Annotated in this window: 16 protein-coding genes; 11 read left to right on the forward strand and 5 right to left on the reverse strand. The window is 59.0% G+C overall.

Annotated features, from left to right (window positions below):
* Positions 1-59: 59 nt before the first annotated feature.
* Positions 60-893 (reverse strand): serine O-acetyltransferase, encoded by an 834-nt coding sequence (gene cysE, locus AC1ECN_RS30620; RefSeq protein ID WP_011651805.1) that lies wholly within the window; start codon positions 891-893, stop codon positions 60-62.
* 128 nt (positions 894-1,021) lie between these two features.
* Positions 1,022-1,807, reverse strand: a complete 786-nt coding sequence (locus AC1ECN_RS30625; protein WP_130672548.1) for an alpha/beta fold hydrolase — start codon at positions 1,805-1,807, stop codon at positions 1,022-1,024.
* A gap of 158 nt (positions 1,808-1,965) precedes the next feature.
* Between AC1ECN_RS30625 and AC1ECN_RS30630 the strand changes: the two genes are divergently transcribed.
* Together AC1ECN_RS30630 and AC1ECN_RS30635 are read left to right on the forward strand one after the other, a co-directional pair.
* Complete coding sequence (locus tag AC1ECN_RS30630) at positions 1,966-2,211, forward strand: zinc-finger domain-containing protein (protein ID WP_018073445.1); 246 nt, start codon at positions 1,966-1,968, stop codon at positions 2,209-2,211.
* A gap of 27 nt (positions 2,212-2,238) precedes the next feature.
* Positions 2,239-3,393, forward strand: coding sequence for an FAD-dependent monooxygenase (locus tag AC1ECN_RS30635; RefSeq protein WP_024320697.1), 1,155 nt, complete (start codon positions 2,239-2,241; stop codon positions 3,391-3,393).
* Between the two features lie 31 nt (positions 3,394-3,424).
* Here the strand turns inward: AC1ECN_RS30635 and AC1ECN_RS30640 are convergent, their stop codons facing one another.
* A complete protein-coding gene (locus AC1ECN_RS30640; protein WP_477955037.1) occupies positions 3,425-4,615 on the reverse strand; it encodes a cystathionine beta-lyase in 1,191 nt (396 codons plus the stop codon).
* 361 nt (positions 4,616-4,976) lie between these two features.
* Between AC1ECN_RS30640 and AC1ECN_RS30645 the strand changes: the two genes are divergently transcribed.
* The 4 genes from AC1ECN_RS30645 to AC1ECN_RS30660 all read left to right on the forward strand — a co-directional run bounded on the left by AC1ECN_RS30645 (position 4,977) and on the right by AC1ECN_RS30660 (position 9,270).
* Complete coding sequence (locus AC1ECN_RS30645) at positions 4,977-6,002, forward strand: amino acid ABC transporter substrate-binding protein (protein WP_024320696.1); 1,026 nt, start codon at positions 4,977-4,979, stop codon at positions 6,000-6,002.
* Positions 6,003-6,102: 100 nt separating this feature from the next.
* On the forward strand, positions 6,103-7,305 hold the full coding sequence (locus AC1ECN_RS30650; protein ID WP_477955039.1) for an amino acid ABC transporter permease: 1,203 nt from the start codon (positions 6,103-6,105) through the stop codon (positions 7,303-7,305).
* 1 nt (position 7,306) lies between these two features.
* Positions 7,307-8,461: an amino acid ABC transporter permease gene (locus AC1ECN_RS30655; protein ID WP_018073441.1), complete on the forward strand. Its 1,155-nt coding sequence runs from the start codon at positions 7,307-7,309 to the stop codon at positions 8,459-8,461.
* Positions 8,462-8,496: 35 nt separating this feature from the next.
* Positions 8,497-9,270, forward strand: coding sequence for an amino acid ABC transporter ATP-binding protein (locus AC1ECN_RS30660; RefSeq protein ID WP_018073440.1), 774 nt, complete (start codon positions 8,497-8,499; stop codon positions 9,268-9,270).
* A 161-nt stretch (positions 9,271-9,431) separates the two neighbouring features.
* Here the strand turns inward: AC1ECN_RS30660 and AC1ECN_RS30665 are convergent, their stop codons facing one another.
* The gene (locus tag AC1ECN_RS30665; RefSeq protein WP_130672547.1) at positions 9,432-10,142 is read right to left on the reverse strand and encodes a hypothetical protein; all 711 of its coding nucleotides are present in this window, start codon (positions 10,140-10,142) and stop codon (positions 9,432-9,434) included.
* A gap of 401 nt (positions 10,143-10,543) precedes the next feature.
* Here AC1ECN_RS30665 and AC1ECN_RS30670 point away from each other — a divergent pair, with 401 nt between their 5' ends.
* Together AC1ECN_RS30670 and AC1ECN_RS30675 are read left to right on the forward strand one after the other, a co-directional pair.
* On the forward strand, positions 10,544-10,972 hold the full coding sequence (locus AC1ECN_RS30670) for a DUF3597 domain-containing protein (protein WP_024320692.1): 429 nt from the start codon (positions 10,544-10,546) through the stop codon (positions 10,970-10,972).
* 212 nt (positions 10,973-11,184) lie between these two features.
* The gene (locus AC1ECN_RS30675; RefSeq protein WP_024320691.1) at positions 11,185-11,496 is read left to right on the forward strand and encodes a hypothetical protein; all 312 of its coding nucleotides are present in this window, start codon (positions 11,185-11,187) and stop codon (positions 11,494-11,496) included.
* Positions 11,497-11,648: 152 nt separating this feature from the next.
* Here AC1ECN_RS30675 and AC1ECN_RS30680 read toward each other — a convergent pair whose 3' ends face one another.
* Positions 11,649-11,828, reverse strand: a complete 180-nt coding sequence (locus AC1ECN_RS30680; protein ID WP_017964118.1) for a hypothetical protein — start codon at positions 11,826-11,828, stop codon at positions 11,649-11,651.
* A 452-nt stretch (positions 11,829-12,280) separates the two neighbouring features.
* Here AC1ECN_RS30680 and AC1ECN_RS30685 point away from each other — a divergent pair, with 452 nt between their 5' ends.
* The 3 genes from AC1ECN_RS30685 to AC1ECN_RS30695 form a co-directional block, all read left to right on the forward strand.
* The gene (locus AC1ECN_RS30685) at positions 12,281-12,628 is read left to right on the forward strand and encodes a hypothetical protein (protein ID WP_130672546.1); all 348 of its coding nucleotides are present in this window, start codon (positions 12,281-12,283) and stop codon (positions 12,626-12,628) included.
* Positions 12,629-12,751: 123 nt separating this feature from the next.
* Complete coding sequence (locus tag AC1ECN_RS30690; RefSeq protein ID WP_018073436.1) at positions 12,752-13,042, forward strand: DUF982 domain-containing protein; 291 nt, start codon at positions 12,752-12,754, stop codon at positions 13,040-13,042.
* Between the two features lie 693 nt (positions 13,043-13,735).
* Positions 13,736-14,704: right-handed parallel beta-helix repeat-containing protein (locus AC1ECN_RS30695; protein WP_477955044.1), on the forward strand; the 969-nt coding region annotated here is incomplete at its 3' end.

The following is a 14,704-nucleotide window of genomic DNA, read 5'->3' on the forward strand; positions in this document are numbered from 1 at the left end:
TCATGGCCCTCCCCGCTCGGATCCCGCCGACTTTTCCTATCCTTGTTTCCAACGAGCGCTCAAATATCGGCGCCGATTACCTGGTCCATGTTGCGCGACGGCTCGGAACAACCGGCCTCCCCTACGACCTTGGCCGGCACGCCCGCGACCGTCTTCTTGGGTGGCACCGCCTTCAGGACGACAGAGCCGGCGGCGACGCGTGAGCAGTAGCCGATCTCGATATTGCCGAGGATCTTGGCGCCGGCACCGATCATGACGCCAGAGCCGATCTTCGGATGGCGGTCGGCGCCCTCCTTGCCGGTGCCGCCGAGTGTGACACCGTGCAGGATCGAGACGTTGTCGCCGATGACGGCCGTCTCGCCGACGACGAGGCCGGTGGCGTGATCGAGGAAGATGCCCTTGCCGATACGGGCGGCCGGATTGATGTCGGTCTGGAAGACGCTGGAGGAGCGGCTCTGCAGATAGAGCGCGAAATCGCGCCGGCCGCGGTTCAGCAGCCAATGGGCCAGACGATGTGTCTGCAGCGCATGGAAGCCCTTGAAATAAAGCACCGCCTCCATGAAGCGCAGGCATGCGGGATCGCGGTCATAGATCGCCTGGATATCGACGCGCAGGATGGAGCTCCAGTCAGGCCAGTCGAGAAGCATTTCCTCGAAGGTCTGGCGAAGCAGGTTCGCCTGCATGTCGGGATGATCGAGACGTTCGCAGATGCGGTGGATGACGCATTCCTCGAGCGAATGGTAGTTGATCACCGTAGAATAGAGGAAGGCGGCGAGAACCGGATCCCGTTCGGCGGCGAGCCGGGCTTCCTCGCGCAGGCTGTCCCAGATGGGATCCATCACCTTCAGCGGATGGCCTGTCTCAAAAGCACGGATGTCAGTCTTTGCGACCATCGCCGCTCTCCTCGTTGCCGGAAGGAATGCCGTTTTCGGAATGCCAATATATAGAGGAAAACGCCAATAACATAAATGGGTGCCGTCGCCATGGTTTTTTAGCATGGTTTTTCGGCATCACGATGTTGTCAGCGATGGGCGACCCTTGCATAGAAGGCCAGCACCGCCTGCTTGAAAACCCTGTCGCCGACGGCGAGCATATGATCGCGGCCCGGAATATCGAGCGCTTCGGCATTTTGCATCAGCGCCGCCAATTCCTGCGGCGAGCCGGCGATATCATCCTTGGTGCCGACGCCGATCAGCGTCGGCATGTCGATCTTGGCCATATCGGAACGGGCAACGAGATCGCGCGAGCCGCGGATGCAGTCGGCAAGGGCGACGCGGTCACTCTTCGTCTGCTCGGCGAAGGCGCGGAACATCCGGCCGCGGGCATGCGTCACCGCGTCGAGCGAGGGAGCCAGCAGCGCATCGGCGATCGGGTCCCAGTCACCGACGCCGTCCGTCATGCCGATGCCGAGGCCGCCGAGAACCAGCGAACGGACCCGATGCGGATTGGCAAGTGCGGCAAAGACGGAAATGCGCGCGCCCATCGAATAGCCCATGACATTTGCTTCCGGGATGGCGAGATGGTCGAGCAGCGCGATCGCATCGCCGGCCATGATCCATGGACGATAGGCTTCGGCATCGTGCGGCTTGTCGCTTGCGCCGTGGCCGCGATTGTCCATGGCGATCACCCGGTAGCCGGCGTCACCGAGCGTCTTCAGCCAGCCCGGATGCACCCAGTTGACGTTTGCGGTCGAGGCAAAGCCGTGGATCAACAACACGGGCACACCGGCCGGATCGCCCTCATCGAAGAAGGCGAGCTGCAATCCGTCATGGGTGAAGCTTGAAAATGCGGGTGTATTCAGGTTCATCGGGCCTTCCTTTTTGGCGCGACCATAGTCGAGCGGCCTTTCATCGTGAAGCCAAAAACTGCGGCTAAAAACTGTGCCCGGCGCGGCGGTTTGGCTCTACACATTTGCGGCGAAGGCTTATAAGGTTCGCGCACATTTCAAAGCATTCGGAGAGCGACATGGCCGGCCACAACATTCCCCACTTCCAGAACGACGGCGGTCACCACGTTATCGAAGTCGGCGTCAAGGAATTCATGTGCACCGGCGCTTCGGCTCCCTTCGATCATCCGCATATCTTCATCGACATGGGCGACGACAACGAGAAGGTCTGTTCCTATTGCTCGACGCTCTATCGCTTCAATTCCGCGCTCAAGCCCAGCCAGACCAATCCGGCCGGTTGCGTTTTCCACGTGAAGGCGGCGTAGTCAGTCCAGATCCGGATCGGACGGAGAATGCCGGTCGAACATGCCGCCATCATCGGCGCCGGGATATCAGGGCTGACAGCTGCCCTTGCGCTTTCGCGCCGGGGTATCAGTTCGGAGATCTTCGAGCAGGCGGGCGAACTCACCGACGTCGGCGCCGGATTGCAGGTTTCGCCGAACGCCTCCCGCATCCTTGCCGAATTCGGTATCCTTGAAGGACTGTCAAAGGTCTGGCTCGAGCCGGACGCGATCCGGCTGATATCGGGCAGTTCGCTTCGCCAGCTCGCGGCGGTGCCGGCTGGTAAATTTGCGCGGGAACGCTGGGGCGCTCCCTATGGCGTCCTGCACCGCACCACATTGCAAAAAGCCCTTTTGGCTGCGGTTACGGCCGATCCGCTCTGCCGGCTTCACCTCGGCGTGCGGATGGACACGACCCCACCGCCTTTCGAGCGGGCGGCCGATGTCGTCATCGGCGCCGACGGCGTCTGGTCGAAGCTTCGGCAATCCGTTGTGGGCAGCCCCTCGCCGCGTTTTTCCGGCAATATCGCCTATCGCTTTACCATTCCCGAAAATGAGGCGCCTGGTTTCCTCGACCGGGCAAGCGTTTCGGCTTTTCTCGGCGGTTCGGCACATCTCGTCTGCTACCCGCTCAGGGAGACCGGCAGCTTCAACATGGTGGCGATCACCGCCGGTAATATCGCGCCGCAGGCCTGGCAAAGCGAGACGACGGCCGAGCAGCGGGCGCAGCTGCGGGCGCGCCTTTCCGGCTGGAACGCCGCGATCGTCTCGCTGCTTGAAAAACACCGGAAGCTGACGTTCTGGCCGCTGTTCGAAACCACATCAGGCGCATGGCAGGACGGCCGAAAGACGATTCTGATCGGCGACGCCGCACATGCGATGATGCCGTTTGCCGCCCAGGGAGCGGCGATGGCGATCGAAGACGCCTACGAACTGGCCGCGTTTCTTTCGAACCGTCCCGTGGCGGAAGCGCTGGCGCTCTTCGAACGACATCGCGCGCCGCGCATCGCGAAGCTCCGCCAGCGCGGCGCCTTCAACCGGTTTGCCTATCATGCCAAAGGGCCGATCCGGATCGGCCGCGATCTCGTGCTCGGCCTCAAGCCGCCACTAAGCCTGGCGGCAGATCTCGACTGGATCTACGGTTATCGGGCTGCAGATCTGCCGTGAGCAGCTGCCAGCGACGACAAAGCGTGTCCGGTCAGATGGCGCTTGCGGCGGCAAATCCCCGCTCGATATCGGCCTTGAGGTCGGCCACGTCCTCGATGCCGATCTGCAGGCGGATGACCGGACCGTCCGTCGGCGCCTTGGCGACCGTGCGATCGTTGAGATAGGCGTGCAAGGCGAGGCTTTCATAGCCGCCCCAGGAATAACCGAGACCGAAAATCCTGAGCGCGTCGAGGAAGGCATGCGCCTTTGCCCTGGACTTCTCGGGGCCATCAGCGGCAAGCACGAAGGAAAAGATGCCGCTGGCGCCTTTGAAATCGCGCTTCCAGAGATGGTGGGAGGGGAAACTCGGCAGGGCCGGATGCAGTACGCGGGCGACATCCTCCCTGCCCTCCAGCCATTCCGCGATATCAAGCGCGCTTTCATAGTGCCGCTCGAGGCGCAGGCCCATGGTGCGCAATCCGCGCAGGATCTGGTAGGCATCATCGGGTGCGCCGCAGATGCCGAGCACACCGTTCGCCTCCTTCAGCCGCTCCCAATGCTCGGCATTGGCCGAAACGGTTCCGAGCAGAATATCGGAATGGCCGGACGGATATTTCGTCGATGCGTGGATCGAGATGTCGACGCCGTGATCGAGCGGCCTGAAATAGAGCGGCGTTGCCCAGGTATTGTCCATCATGACGACGGCGCCATGGCGGTGCGCAACCGCCGAGATCGCCGGAATATCCTGCATTTCGAAGGTATTGGAGCCTGGGGCCTCGGTATGGACGAGTTTCGTGTTCGGCCGGAACAATKCCTCGATGCCGGCGCCGATCTCCGGATCGTAATATTCCACCTCGACGCCGAGGCGCTTCAGCATCGTGTCGCAGAAATGGCGGGTCGGACCATAGACCGAATCGACCACCAGCGCATGATCGCCGGCAGCGACGAAACCCAGGAACGGGATGGTGACGGCCGCAAGGCCCGAGGGGACGAGGATCGTGCCGGCCGAGCCTTCGAGCGCGTCGATCGCCTCGCAGAGCGCATCCGTCGTCGGTGTGCCGCGCGTTCCGTAGGTGTATTTCTGCGTGCGCGTCTCCATCGCCCGCGCATTCGGAAACAACACCGTCGAGGCATGCACGACCGGCGGATTGATGAAGCCGTGATAGTCGAAAGGGTCGTTGCCGATATGGGTCAGGCGGGTGTTGATGCCGGCATTCTGCAGCAAGCTGTCTTTGTCTTTCATGTCGGGAATAGCCTTTGGCGAAGGGTCGCGAAACCAGACTTTTGGACGCCCCGCCGTTTCGGGTCAACCCCTTGAAGATCGGTTGCAGGCGAGGATCCGAAATGATGGAAATTTCGATTTTCGCGTTATTTTTCCGCAACCCGACGCCTATTTCATAGCCAACCGCCCATGAATGCAGCGCAATCTACCAAAATTCTGAATTTTGCCGCAATTATTGGGCGCGACACTTGACCATAGTGACATTTGCGACTGTGATAGGGTCACTCGCGCCGGGAGGGTGTCGAGACAATGGGGGGGCGGCACGGATTGTCTGCACGCACTCTCCACAAGAAAAGATAAGACAACGGAAAAGGTTGGGAAAATGAAAAATAAGCTCCTGTCCGCCGCCATCGGCGCAGCAGTTTTGGCAGCTGGCGCCTCGGCCGCCTCCGCCACCACTCTCTCAGACGTCAAGGCAAAGGGTTTCGTTCAGTGCGGCGTCAATACCGGCCTTACCGGCTTTGCCGCACCTGACGCTTCCGGCAATTGGGCCGGCTTCGACGTCGACTTCTGCAAGGCCGTCGCTTCGGCCGTGTTCGGCGACCCCACCAAGGTCAAGTACACGCCGACAAACGCGAAGGAACGCTTCACCGCTCTGCAGTCCGGTGAAATCGACGTTCTCTCGCGCAATACGACCTGGACGATCAATCGCGACACCGCACTCGGCTTCAACTTCCGTCCTGTCACCTATTATGACGGCCAGGGCTTCATGGTGCGCAAGGGCCTGAACGTGAAGTCGGCTCTCGAGCTCTCCGGCGCCGCAGTCTGCGTACAGTCAGGCACGACGACCGAACTGAACCTCGCCGATTACTTCAAGACGAACAATCTGCAGTACAATCCGGTCGTCTTCGAAAATCTTCCTGAGGTCAACGCGGCCTATGACGCCGGTCGTTGCGACGTTTACACGACCGACCAATCCGGTCTCTATTCGTTGCGTCTGACGCTGAAGAATCCCGACGAACACGTCATCCTTCCTGAGATCATCTCCAAGGAGCCGCTTGGCCCGGCCGTCCGTCAGGGTGACGACCAGTGGTTCGACATCGTTTCCTGGACGGCTTATGCGCTGATCAATGCCGAAGAGTTCGGCATTACCCAGGCAAATGTCGACGAGATGAAGAACTCGCCGAACCCGGATATCAAGCGCTTCCTCGGCAGCGAGACCGACACCAAGATCGGCACCGATCTCGGCCTGACCAATGATTGGGCCGCCAACGTCATCAAGGGCGTCGGCAATTATGGCGAAATCTTCGAGCGCAACATCGGTCAGGGTAGCCCCCTCAAGATCGCGCGCGGCTTGAATGCTCTGTGGAACAAGGGCGGCATCCAGTACGCACCGCCGGTTCGTTAATCGAGCCCATGAAATACCGGGAAGGCGGCCAAGCCGCCTTCCCACTTCCAAAAAAGCTAAAAAGAAAGCCCGAAAACGGGCACAAGGGGATTGGCGCGGCATGACGCATGAGGCTGTGGATACGACACCTTTGCATGGCACCGGCTGGAGTTTCCGGTCGGCAATGTACGACCCGAAATACCGGAGCATATTTTACCAGGTTCTGACAATCGTTGTTCTCGTGGGCTTTGTGTRGTGGGTGGCCCACAACACGGCCGTGAACCTTGCCCGCAGCAATACGGCATCGGGTTTCGGCTTTCTTCGCGGTCGCGCCGGTTTCGAAATCGGCCAGTCGCTGATCAGCTTTTCGAGTGACTCGACTTATGCGCGCGCACTTCTCGTCGGCATTCTGAATACCTTGCTGGTGGCGGTGACGGGGATCTTCACGGCGACCATCATCGGCTTCCTGATCGGGATCGGCCGGCTGTCGCGCAATTGGCTGATTGCCAAGCTCTGCACGGTCTATGTCGAGATTTTCCGCAACATTCCGCCGCTGCTCGTCATCTTTTTCTGGTATCTCGGCGTTCTCTCCGTCCTGCCGCAGCCGCGCGAGTCGGTGGGTCTGCCGTTCAACATGTTCCTCAACAACAGAGGACTAGCCTTCCCGAAGCCGATCTTCGAGACAGGTATGATAGCGGTCGGCATCGCCCTGCTGATTGCGATTGTCGCCACCATCATCATCGTGCGCTGGGCCCACAAACGCCAAGCCGCAACCGGCCAACCGTTCCACACCGTATGGACGTCGATCGCGCTGATCGTCGGCTTGCCATTGCTGGTCTTCGTTGTCTCCGGCTTTCCGCTCACCTTCGACGTTCCGGTTGCCGGAAAATTCAACCTCACGGGCGGCTCCGTCGTCGGCCCCGAATTCATGTCGCTGTTTCTCGCTCTGTCCTTCTATACCGCCTCGTTCATCGCCGAGATCGTTCGCGGCGGCATTCGCGGCGTTGCAAAGGGACAATCCGAAGCAGCCGGCGCGCTGGGGCTGCATCCGTCGAGCGTGACGAGACTTGTCGTGGTGCCGCAGGCGCTGCGCATCATCATCCCGCCGCTGACGAGCCAGTACCTGAACCTGACCAAGAACTCCTCACTCGCCATCGCGATCGGTTTCTCGGATCTCGTTGCCGTCGGTGGCACGATCCTCAATCAGAGCGGTCAAGCGATCGAGATCGTCTGCATCTGGGGTATCGTCTATCTCAGCTTGAGCATTCTCACGTCGCTGTTCATGAATTGGTTCAATGCCAAGATGGCACTGGTGGAGAGATAAGATGTCGGTCGCCGATAAACCCTTTGTCAGAACGTCCATCCTTGCCGCCGAACCGCCGCCCCCCGGCGAGAGGGGAGCCGTCGCCTGGATACGTCGCAATCTCCTGGCAACTCCGAAGGACGTGATCCTGACGATCCTGGCTCTTGCGCTCATCGCATGGGCCGTGCCGCATCTCGTCAACTGGCTGTTCATTCAGGCCGTATGGTCAGGTCCGGACCGCACATTCTGCGCGACGACGATCCAGGGCGGCATCCAGCCTGACGGCTGGAGCGGTGCATGCTGGGCCTTCATCAGCGCCAAGTACGATCAGTTTATCTTCGGCCGCTATCCGCTCGATGAGCGTTGGAGGCCGGCGATCGTCGGGATCCTGTTCATTCTGCTGCTGGTTCCGATGTTGATCCCGTCGGCGCCGCGCAAGGGCCTGAACGCCATTCTTCTGTTCGCCGTCCTGCCGGTCATCGCCTTCTGGCTTCTTCACGGCGGCTTCGGCCTCGAAGTGGTGGATACTCCGCTCTGGGGCGGGTTGATGGTGACGCTCGTTCTGTCCTTTGTCGGTATTGCCGTCTCCTTACCCTGCGGCATTCTGCTTGCGCTGGGACGCCGCTCGAAGATGCCCGTCATCCGGATGCTCTGCGTTACCTTCATCGAGGTCATTCGAGGCGTTCCGCTGATCACCGTTCTGTTCATGGCAAGTGTCATGCTGCCGCTCTTCCTTCCCACAGGCTGGAACGTCGACAAACTGCTTCGGGCGCTGATCGGTGTGTCGATCTTCACATCGGCCTATATGGCGGAAGTGATCCGCGGCGGCCTTCAGGCGATCCCGAAGGGACAGTTCGAAGGCGCCGATTCACTTGGCCTCGGCTATTGGCAAAAGACCCGGCTGATCATCATGCCGCAGGCCATCAAGCTGGTGATCCCGAGCATCGTGAACACCTTCATCGGAACGTTCAAGGACACGTCGCTGGTCACCATTATCGGCATGTTCGATCTGCTTGGCATCGTCAAGCTGAACTTCTCCGATGCCAACTGGGCAAGCGCTGTCACGCCGATCACGGGTCTGATCTTCGCGGGCTTCATCTTCTGGCTATTCTGCTTCGGCATGTCGCGCTATTCAGGTTTCATGGAACGCCATCTCGATACCGGCCACAAACGATAAGAACGCTAAAACGATAAAAATGAGGGAAAATAGTCATGGCTGAAGCTCCAGCGAAAAAGCTCACCGTTTCCGCAACGGAAGTGGCGGTCGAGATCATCAACATGAACAAGTGGTACGGCGATTTCCACGTGCTGCGCGACATCAACCTGAAGGTCATGCGTGGCGAGCGCATCGTCATCGCCGGTCCGTCGGGCTCGGGCAAGTCGACGATGATCCGCTGCATCAATCGCCTGGAAGAGCATCAGAAGGGCAACATCATCGTCGATGGCACCGAGCTCACCAACGACCTGAAGAAGATCGACGAAGTCCGGCGCGAAGTCGGCATGGTGTTCCAGCACTTCAACCTCTTCCCGCACCTGACGATCCTCGAAAACTGCACGCTGGCGCCGATCTGGGTGCGCAAGATGCCGAAGAAGCAGGCCGAAGAAGTGGCCATGCACTTCCTCAAGCGGGTCAAGATTCCGGAGCAGGCCAACAAATATCCGGGCCAGCTCTCCGGCGGCCAGCAGCAGCGCGTGGCGATCGCCCGGTCGCTGTGCATGAACCCGAAGATCATGCTGTTCGACGAGCCGACCTCGGCGCTCGATCCCGAAATGATCAAGGAAGTGCTCGACACCATGGTGGGTCTTGCCGAGGAAGGCATGACCATGCTCTGCGTCACGCACGAAATGGGCTTTGCCCGCCAGGTCGCCAACCGCGTCATCTTCATGGACCAGGGCCAGATCGTCGAGCAGAATTCACCGGCCGAGTTCTTCGACAATCCGCAGCACGAACGCACCAAGCTGTTCCTGAGCCAGATCCTGCACTAAAGCGCGTCGCGATCTTTCAGATTCGCTGCTCGCGCTTTAGGTCGTTGTTGTTGCGCATGTCGTTGTCGCAAAACCGCCGCGCACCTTTGCGCAACATGCCTTAGATCGAAGCATCCTTTGAAAAGACCCGCCGAGCCGCTGGCTCGGCGGGTTTTGCATGTTCAGCGGGAGGCTGTCGCCTGCAACAGACTGCAGAGACCGGCAAGGCCGGAATCACCGCCGGAGGCGGAGATATCGGCGCAACGGACGAGCATCTTGCGCTGGTCATTGACAGGCATGCTGCGGAAGGCCTCCAGGGTGCGTGTCTGCGACGCGCTGAAGGTGCTGGCGGGCGTCGCCGTAGCCTTGCCGCCAGCCTCGTCTACACGGCCGATAGCGAGATTGTCATCGACGCCAGCACCGCTACCGACCGAGGCGGTGGCCCTGGCGTCGATTCCGTCGGAGCCGCCGGTGCGTGCATTCAGATCGGCATTGACGCCACGCCCGCCGCCGAGCCTGGCGTTGGCGTCTGCATCGACACCGTTGCCGCCACCGACATCGGCGGTCGCATCGGCATTGACGCCGTTCGAGCCGCCAACGGATGCATCGGCATCGGCGCTGATGCCGCTCCCACCGCCAAGCGAAGCCCCGACATCGGCGCGGACGGCAGTGCCTGCATTCACCGACACACCGACATCGATCGCACGCGCATCGCTCGCCGTCATGGCAAGGAGGGCGCAGGTGGATGTCAGCACTGCAAAGGACAGTCTATGGTGGTTATGGGTCATGTTTTCCTCCGTTTCCATTCCGCCGAACGATCTGCCCGGCAGTCGAAAATCGAGGAACGCGCGTGCCTTCGATCGATCGGACGCCTGCAACTTCAGGACGTCCATGGCAAGGCAACGTGAAGGGATGACGAATGTTTCACGAGACGGCGCGGCAAGTCGGTTCGGCGGCGTACGATGATGATTCACGGTTATTGAAGTGCGAATTATCTGCCCGACTGTGCCGAAAGCAAACATGTCTTGCAGCAACTGGAGAGCCGGCGGAGTATTTCCTCCCCATTGCGCCAGAAATCTTCGGAGCCCAGCAAGCAAAGCTCAGTTTGCGATACGGTTGGCGGCGATTGATCCATTTGCAACGTTTTCGCGCAGACCGACTACACCCTGCCCCCGAATTGACTTTTCCACCTCCGATTTAGATTGCTAAAAATAACTCCCCTTCCGTCTGGATATATCAGGCGGGAAGGCCATGTTTCAGCATGTTCTCATCTGATGGAACTGGAGGTTCAAGAATGGGCATTTTCGACAAAATCAAACATGCGATCTTCGGAGAGGCGAAAGCAGCTGAACCCGTTGCTGCCGGCGCGCCGAAGATAGAGCCAGCGCAAGCGCCTGCCTCACCGTCGGCAGCGCCCAGTCCGACGCCTGCGGCCTCTCCTGCTCAGAGTAAGCCGGCCACAGCCACAATCGATATCGTGCCCATCCTCGACGCGGCTGTGAAGAAGAACGGCCAGAAACTCGATTGGCGTCACTCGATCGTGGACCTGATGAAGGCTGTCGGGATGGATGCAAGCCTGGCTGAGCGCAAGGAACTCGCCGCAGAGCTCGGTTATACCGGCGACACCAACGATTCCGCAAAAATGAACATGTGGCTGCACAAGGCGCTGATGAAGCGGCTTTCGGAAAATGGCGGCAAGGTTCCCGCCGATCTCTTGGATTGATCGGTACAAAATTGCTGCCGCCATCCTGTGGCGGCGGCTCTCAAGCCGCCGGTGCGCTTGGCGAGATGATCTCGCTCATTTCTCACGGTCGGCCATCCAGAAGATCACGCCGCGGATGTAGAGGCCGCAACAAGCGGGGCTTGCCCGCAGGCACTGGAACTAATAACGTTCTGCTCGATACTTCGATAATCGATCAGGGGGGAATAAATCCAATGAGATTGATGGCAGTCGTTGGTCTTGCACTTAGCCTGGGCTGTATATCGGCCGCAGAATCTCCTTCAAACTATCAATCCTACAGCGGCATTCGGGTCGATACCGACCCGGTGCTCCTGGCTCGATACGATAAAGCGCTTCAGCGGTGCGTGCCGGAGGCAGGCTCATGGCGACGCGGCTCAACGGAGCCGCACAGCCTCTATTACAACGCGGCTCTCAGAAGTTGCCTCTATAGGTACAGTTTCGTCGACAGGGGCGTCTACGCCTACCCCATCCCCCAGGTCTACTTCGATCATTTCCTGGATCGCTGAGAAGAGCCGAGCAGATCCAATCCGCCGTAGGCGTTCAGAGGCCCATCAAACAAAAACCCCGCCATTATGGCGGGGTTGTCTTCAATCGCGATGCAGCCATTCAAAGTGCTACAGCGTCCTTTGCGCGGCTTAAAAGACGCGCGGCGCTGTTGTCAGCGTTTGCCGCCACTTGGCGGCCTGCCCTTGCCTGCCGGGCGATTGCCGCTTCCGGACGAGGTCTTGGCGTCATTGCCCTGACCGAAGTTGGTGCCGCCGAGATGGCCACCGCCACTGGTATTGGCGACCTGGCGCTGCATTTTGCGCAACAGTGCTTCTGCATTGGTCTTGCTCATGAAATTCTCCTCAATGGCTGGAAAACCCAGCCTGAATGCCGCCACTGACATCCGCGGTCAAAGACCGAAGGCATATCAGGCAGCGACGATGGGTGTTTGGCGGAGGCTTGCGTCGATCAAAGAATTGCCTGCGTTCATGACGATCCCCCTCAACCGGCATGACAATCACCCTCCGGCGGCTGCCGGACGGCGCAGAAATCGATTTTGAAAGGAAAGATCAGCTGGGACGCCAAGGGCGCAAACCAAGCTCGACAAGCAATTTCGATAGAAGAATCAATAAGACGGCAATGTGTTTAAAACAAGTTCCCGGCCACTTGGTTGTGTAGGCATTGCCTCGAATTGCTGCCCAATCGGACAAGGGGCAAGGCCCTGAGCATTTTATCAATCCAGATAATCTGATCGAAAGCTGCGCCTGACAAAACAACAGCTTAAGATTTCAGCGGAGAAACGAGATGTCACGGTTTTTGATAGGATCGATGGTATTGGCCTTCATTGCGGATATGGTGCTGAACATCGTGTTGTGGCTCGGAGGATTGGACACAGTGGTTTCGGTGTCCTCCGGAGCAATGGAGGTATTCGCGAGGATAATGGGCGAAGTCCTGGTCTTTTGGTTCTTTGCGTTCGCGGCTGGCTTTGTCTTCTTCTGGGCGGGTCGAAAGTCTCCGGTTCCCGTGTTGAGCATCGTCGCATCATTCCTTTCGGTGTCGATCATGGTAACGGCAGCCCTCATTGGAGCCTATCATCCATCCGAGAAGCATCCCAAGATCAATTCGGACCTGCTCGGCCGCGCTTTGACGTAGATCGGCTTGACCGCTCTGCGACTGCATCGATCTCCCCGTTCAGTTGCCGACTGTTTTTGCGGAACCATCCGCGGATGATCATGCAGCAGTTCCGGTTGGAACGCTTCTTGCAAGGTTACTAATATGTTGATGATGCAAGGACCAAATGTCATGAATCGGTACACATCGCATCAGTTTCCCGCACTGAGGATGCTCATGAGCGGCCAAGATAAATACAGCGTCGTCAGGACCCTCGGCGACGCAGCCACCATGCTCATTTCCGAATGGCCTGGGGATGATGGCGAGGAGTATGTCGTGGCGGTGAGGACATGCCTCGACGCCATCCGCGGCACCACGCCCCCAAACGCCGCGCGGGAAGCGCTGATGAGAGCGGCTGATGAAGCCGGCATCCGCTACCTCTCGGTCGTTCACTGAGATCACCGCTGTTTCCGACGAGAAGCAATAAGCGCGTTGGATCGTTTGTCGGCCGCGATTTCCTGCTTCTCAAAAAAAGCGCTGAGCGAGGACGAGATGAGGGCTGACCTCTTCGACATTCCAGCTCTCGTCGAAGGTTTTCCCGAAGTACGCAGGCGTGGATATTCAGAGCCGCGGCTCTTCTCACCGGAGGCCAAGGAAGACGGGTATGGACGCTTGGCAGGAGGAAGATCCTATCCTCGTCGACAGTCGGGGCTGCACGTATTTTGAGTCGTGCTTTGCTCCCTTTACCATCTCGATCAGTACCAATCGGTAAGTCGACGCTGCCCAAAATCGCTAAATTCAGAAAAAATGTCGATTCCGCCCTTGGCGGGAGGAATCCAGTCACGCCCATCAGGTTTTTCTAATGTTTTCAAGGGACGCATATCGCTGCAGTTGCAGAAAGAATAATTCGCGGCATGCGAGACCTTTATACTGCCTCAATTCGGGCGACTCGAAATTCACTAAATATTTCAAAACGTAACTTCGGATCGATTTGGATAATGTGGCAGCAATATGGCTATGTTTCTCAAGCACTTACTGTCGCTCTACTGTTGCGCCCTCCAGGATGTCGCCCTATAACCCCTCGCCGTAACGCCTGATTAACCAAAAATAGTACCGGCAAAGACAACGCTAAGGTTGAGGAACAAGACCATGACGACATACTACGTAGCGACGACCAGCAGCGGCGGCGGTAACGGCAGTGCCTCGTCTCCTTTTCACACGATCAGCGAGGCAATGGCGGCGAACCTTAGGCCCGGCKACGAGGTCGTGGTGAAGCCAGGGACGTACAACGAGAGCATCAACATCGACAAGGACGGCTCGGCGGCAGGCGACATCACGCTACGCTCGGAAGTGCCCGGCGCAGCGCTGATCCGGCCGCCCGCGGGCTCGTACACCGGGATCAGTGTCAACGCCAACTACGTGACAATCGACGGCTTCGACATCAAGGGCGGCAACGGTGACGGCATCGAAGCGAACAACGTCCATCACGTCTCAATTCTCAACAACAAGGTCCACGACAGCGGGGAGTCGGGCATTCAGTTCAACTATTCTGACTTCGTCAAGATCGTAGGGAACGAGACCTACAATAACGCGTCGTCAGGCTGGTTCTCGGGCATCTCGATCTACGAGAACCGGAACATCACCGGCGATACCTCGACGACCGGCTACCGGAATATCGTACAAAACAACATCTCGCACGACAACGTCACGAAGACGGGTGCGCACACCGATGGCAACGGCATCATCATTGACGATTTTCAGAGCACACAGACGGATGGTCATCCGAACTATACGTTTAAGACCCTTGTCGACAACAACCTGGTCTACGAGAACGGCGGCAAAGGCATCCAGGTTGCCTGGAGCGACTCCATCACGGTGCAGAACAACACAGCATACCACAACAATCAGGACCCGCTGAACGACGGCACTTGGCGCGGCGAACTCAGCAACGCGCAGTCGAGCAACAACACCTGGGTCAACAACGTCGCCGTAGCCGACCCATCGGTGAACAAGAACAACACCGCGGTCGATAACACGTCGTACGGCGGCTATACCAACGCCAACGTCGTCTGGGCCAACAACAACACCTACAACGGCACGGCCGGCCAGGCCTCGGTC

The organism is Rhizobium sp. 01N447_2 (assembly GCF_056399245.1).

Coding starts and splice junctions, on each gene's coding strand:
- AC1ECN_RS30690 (WP_018073436.1), top strand. CDS start 12,752: ATGTTGATGATGCAAGGACCAAATGTCATGAATCGGTACACATCGCAT.
- AC1ECN_RS30630 (WP_018073445.1), top strand. CDS start 1,966: ATGGCCGGCCACAACATTCCCCACTTCCAGAACGACGGCGGTCACCAC.
- AC1ECN_RS30685 (WP_130672546.1), top strand. CDS start 12,281: ATGTCACGGTTTTTGATAGGATCGATGGTATTGGCCTTCATTGCGGAT.
- AC1ECN_RS30645 (WP_024320696.1), top strand. CDS start 4,977: ATGAAAAATAAGCTCCTGTCCGCCGCCATCGGCGCAGCAGTTTTGGCA.
- cysE (WP_011651805.1), bottom strand. CDS start 893: ATGGTCGCAAAGACTGACATCCGTGCTTTTGAGACAGGCCATCCGCTG.
- AC1ECN_RS30670 (WP_024320692.1), top strand. CDS start 10,544: ATGGGCATTTTCGACAAAATCAAACATGCGATCTTCGGAGAGGCGAAA.
- AC1ECN_RS30655 (WP_018073441.1), top strand. CDS start 7,307: ATGTCGGTCGCCGATAAACCCTTTGTCAGAACGTCCATCCTTGCCGCC.
- AC1ECN_RS30625 (WP_130672548.1), bottom strand. CDS start 1,807: ATGAACCTGAATACACCCGCATTTTCAAGCTTCACCCATGACGGATTG.
- AC1ECN_RS30635 (WP_024320697.1), top strand. CDS start 2,239: ATGCCGGTCGAACATGCCGCCATCATCGGCGCCGGGATATCAGGGCTG.
- AC1ECN_RS30675 (WP_024320691.1), top strand. CDS start 11,185: ATGAGATTGATGGCAGTCGTTGGTCTTGCACTTAGCCTGGGCTGTATA.
- AC1ECN_RS30680 (WP_017964118.1), bottom strand. CDS start 11,828: ATGAGCAAGACCAATGCAGAAGCACTGTTGCGCAAAATGCAGCGCCAG.
- AC1ECN_RS30665 (WP_130672547.1), bottom strand. CDS start 10,142: ATGGACGTCCTGAAGTTGCAGGCGTCCGATCGATCGAAGGCACGCGCG.
- AC1ECN_RS30660 (WP_018073440.1), top strand. CDS start 8,497: ATGGCTGAAGCTCCAGCGAAAAAGCTCACCGTTTCCGCAACGGAAGTG.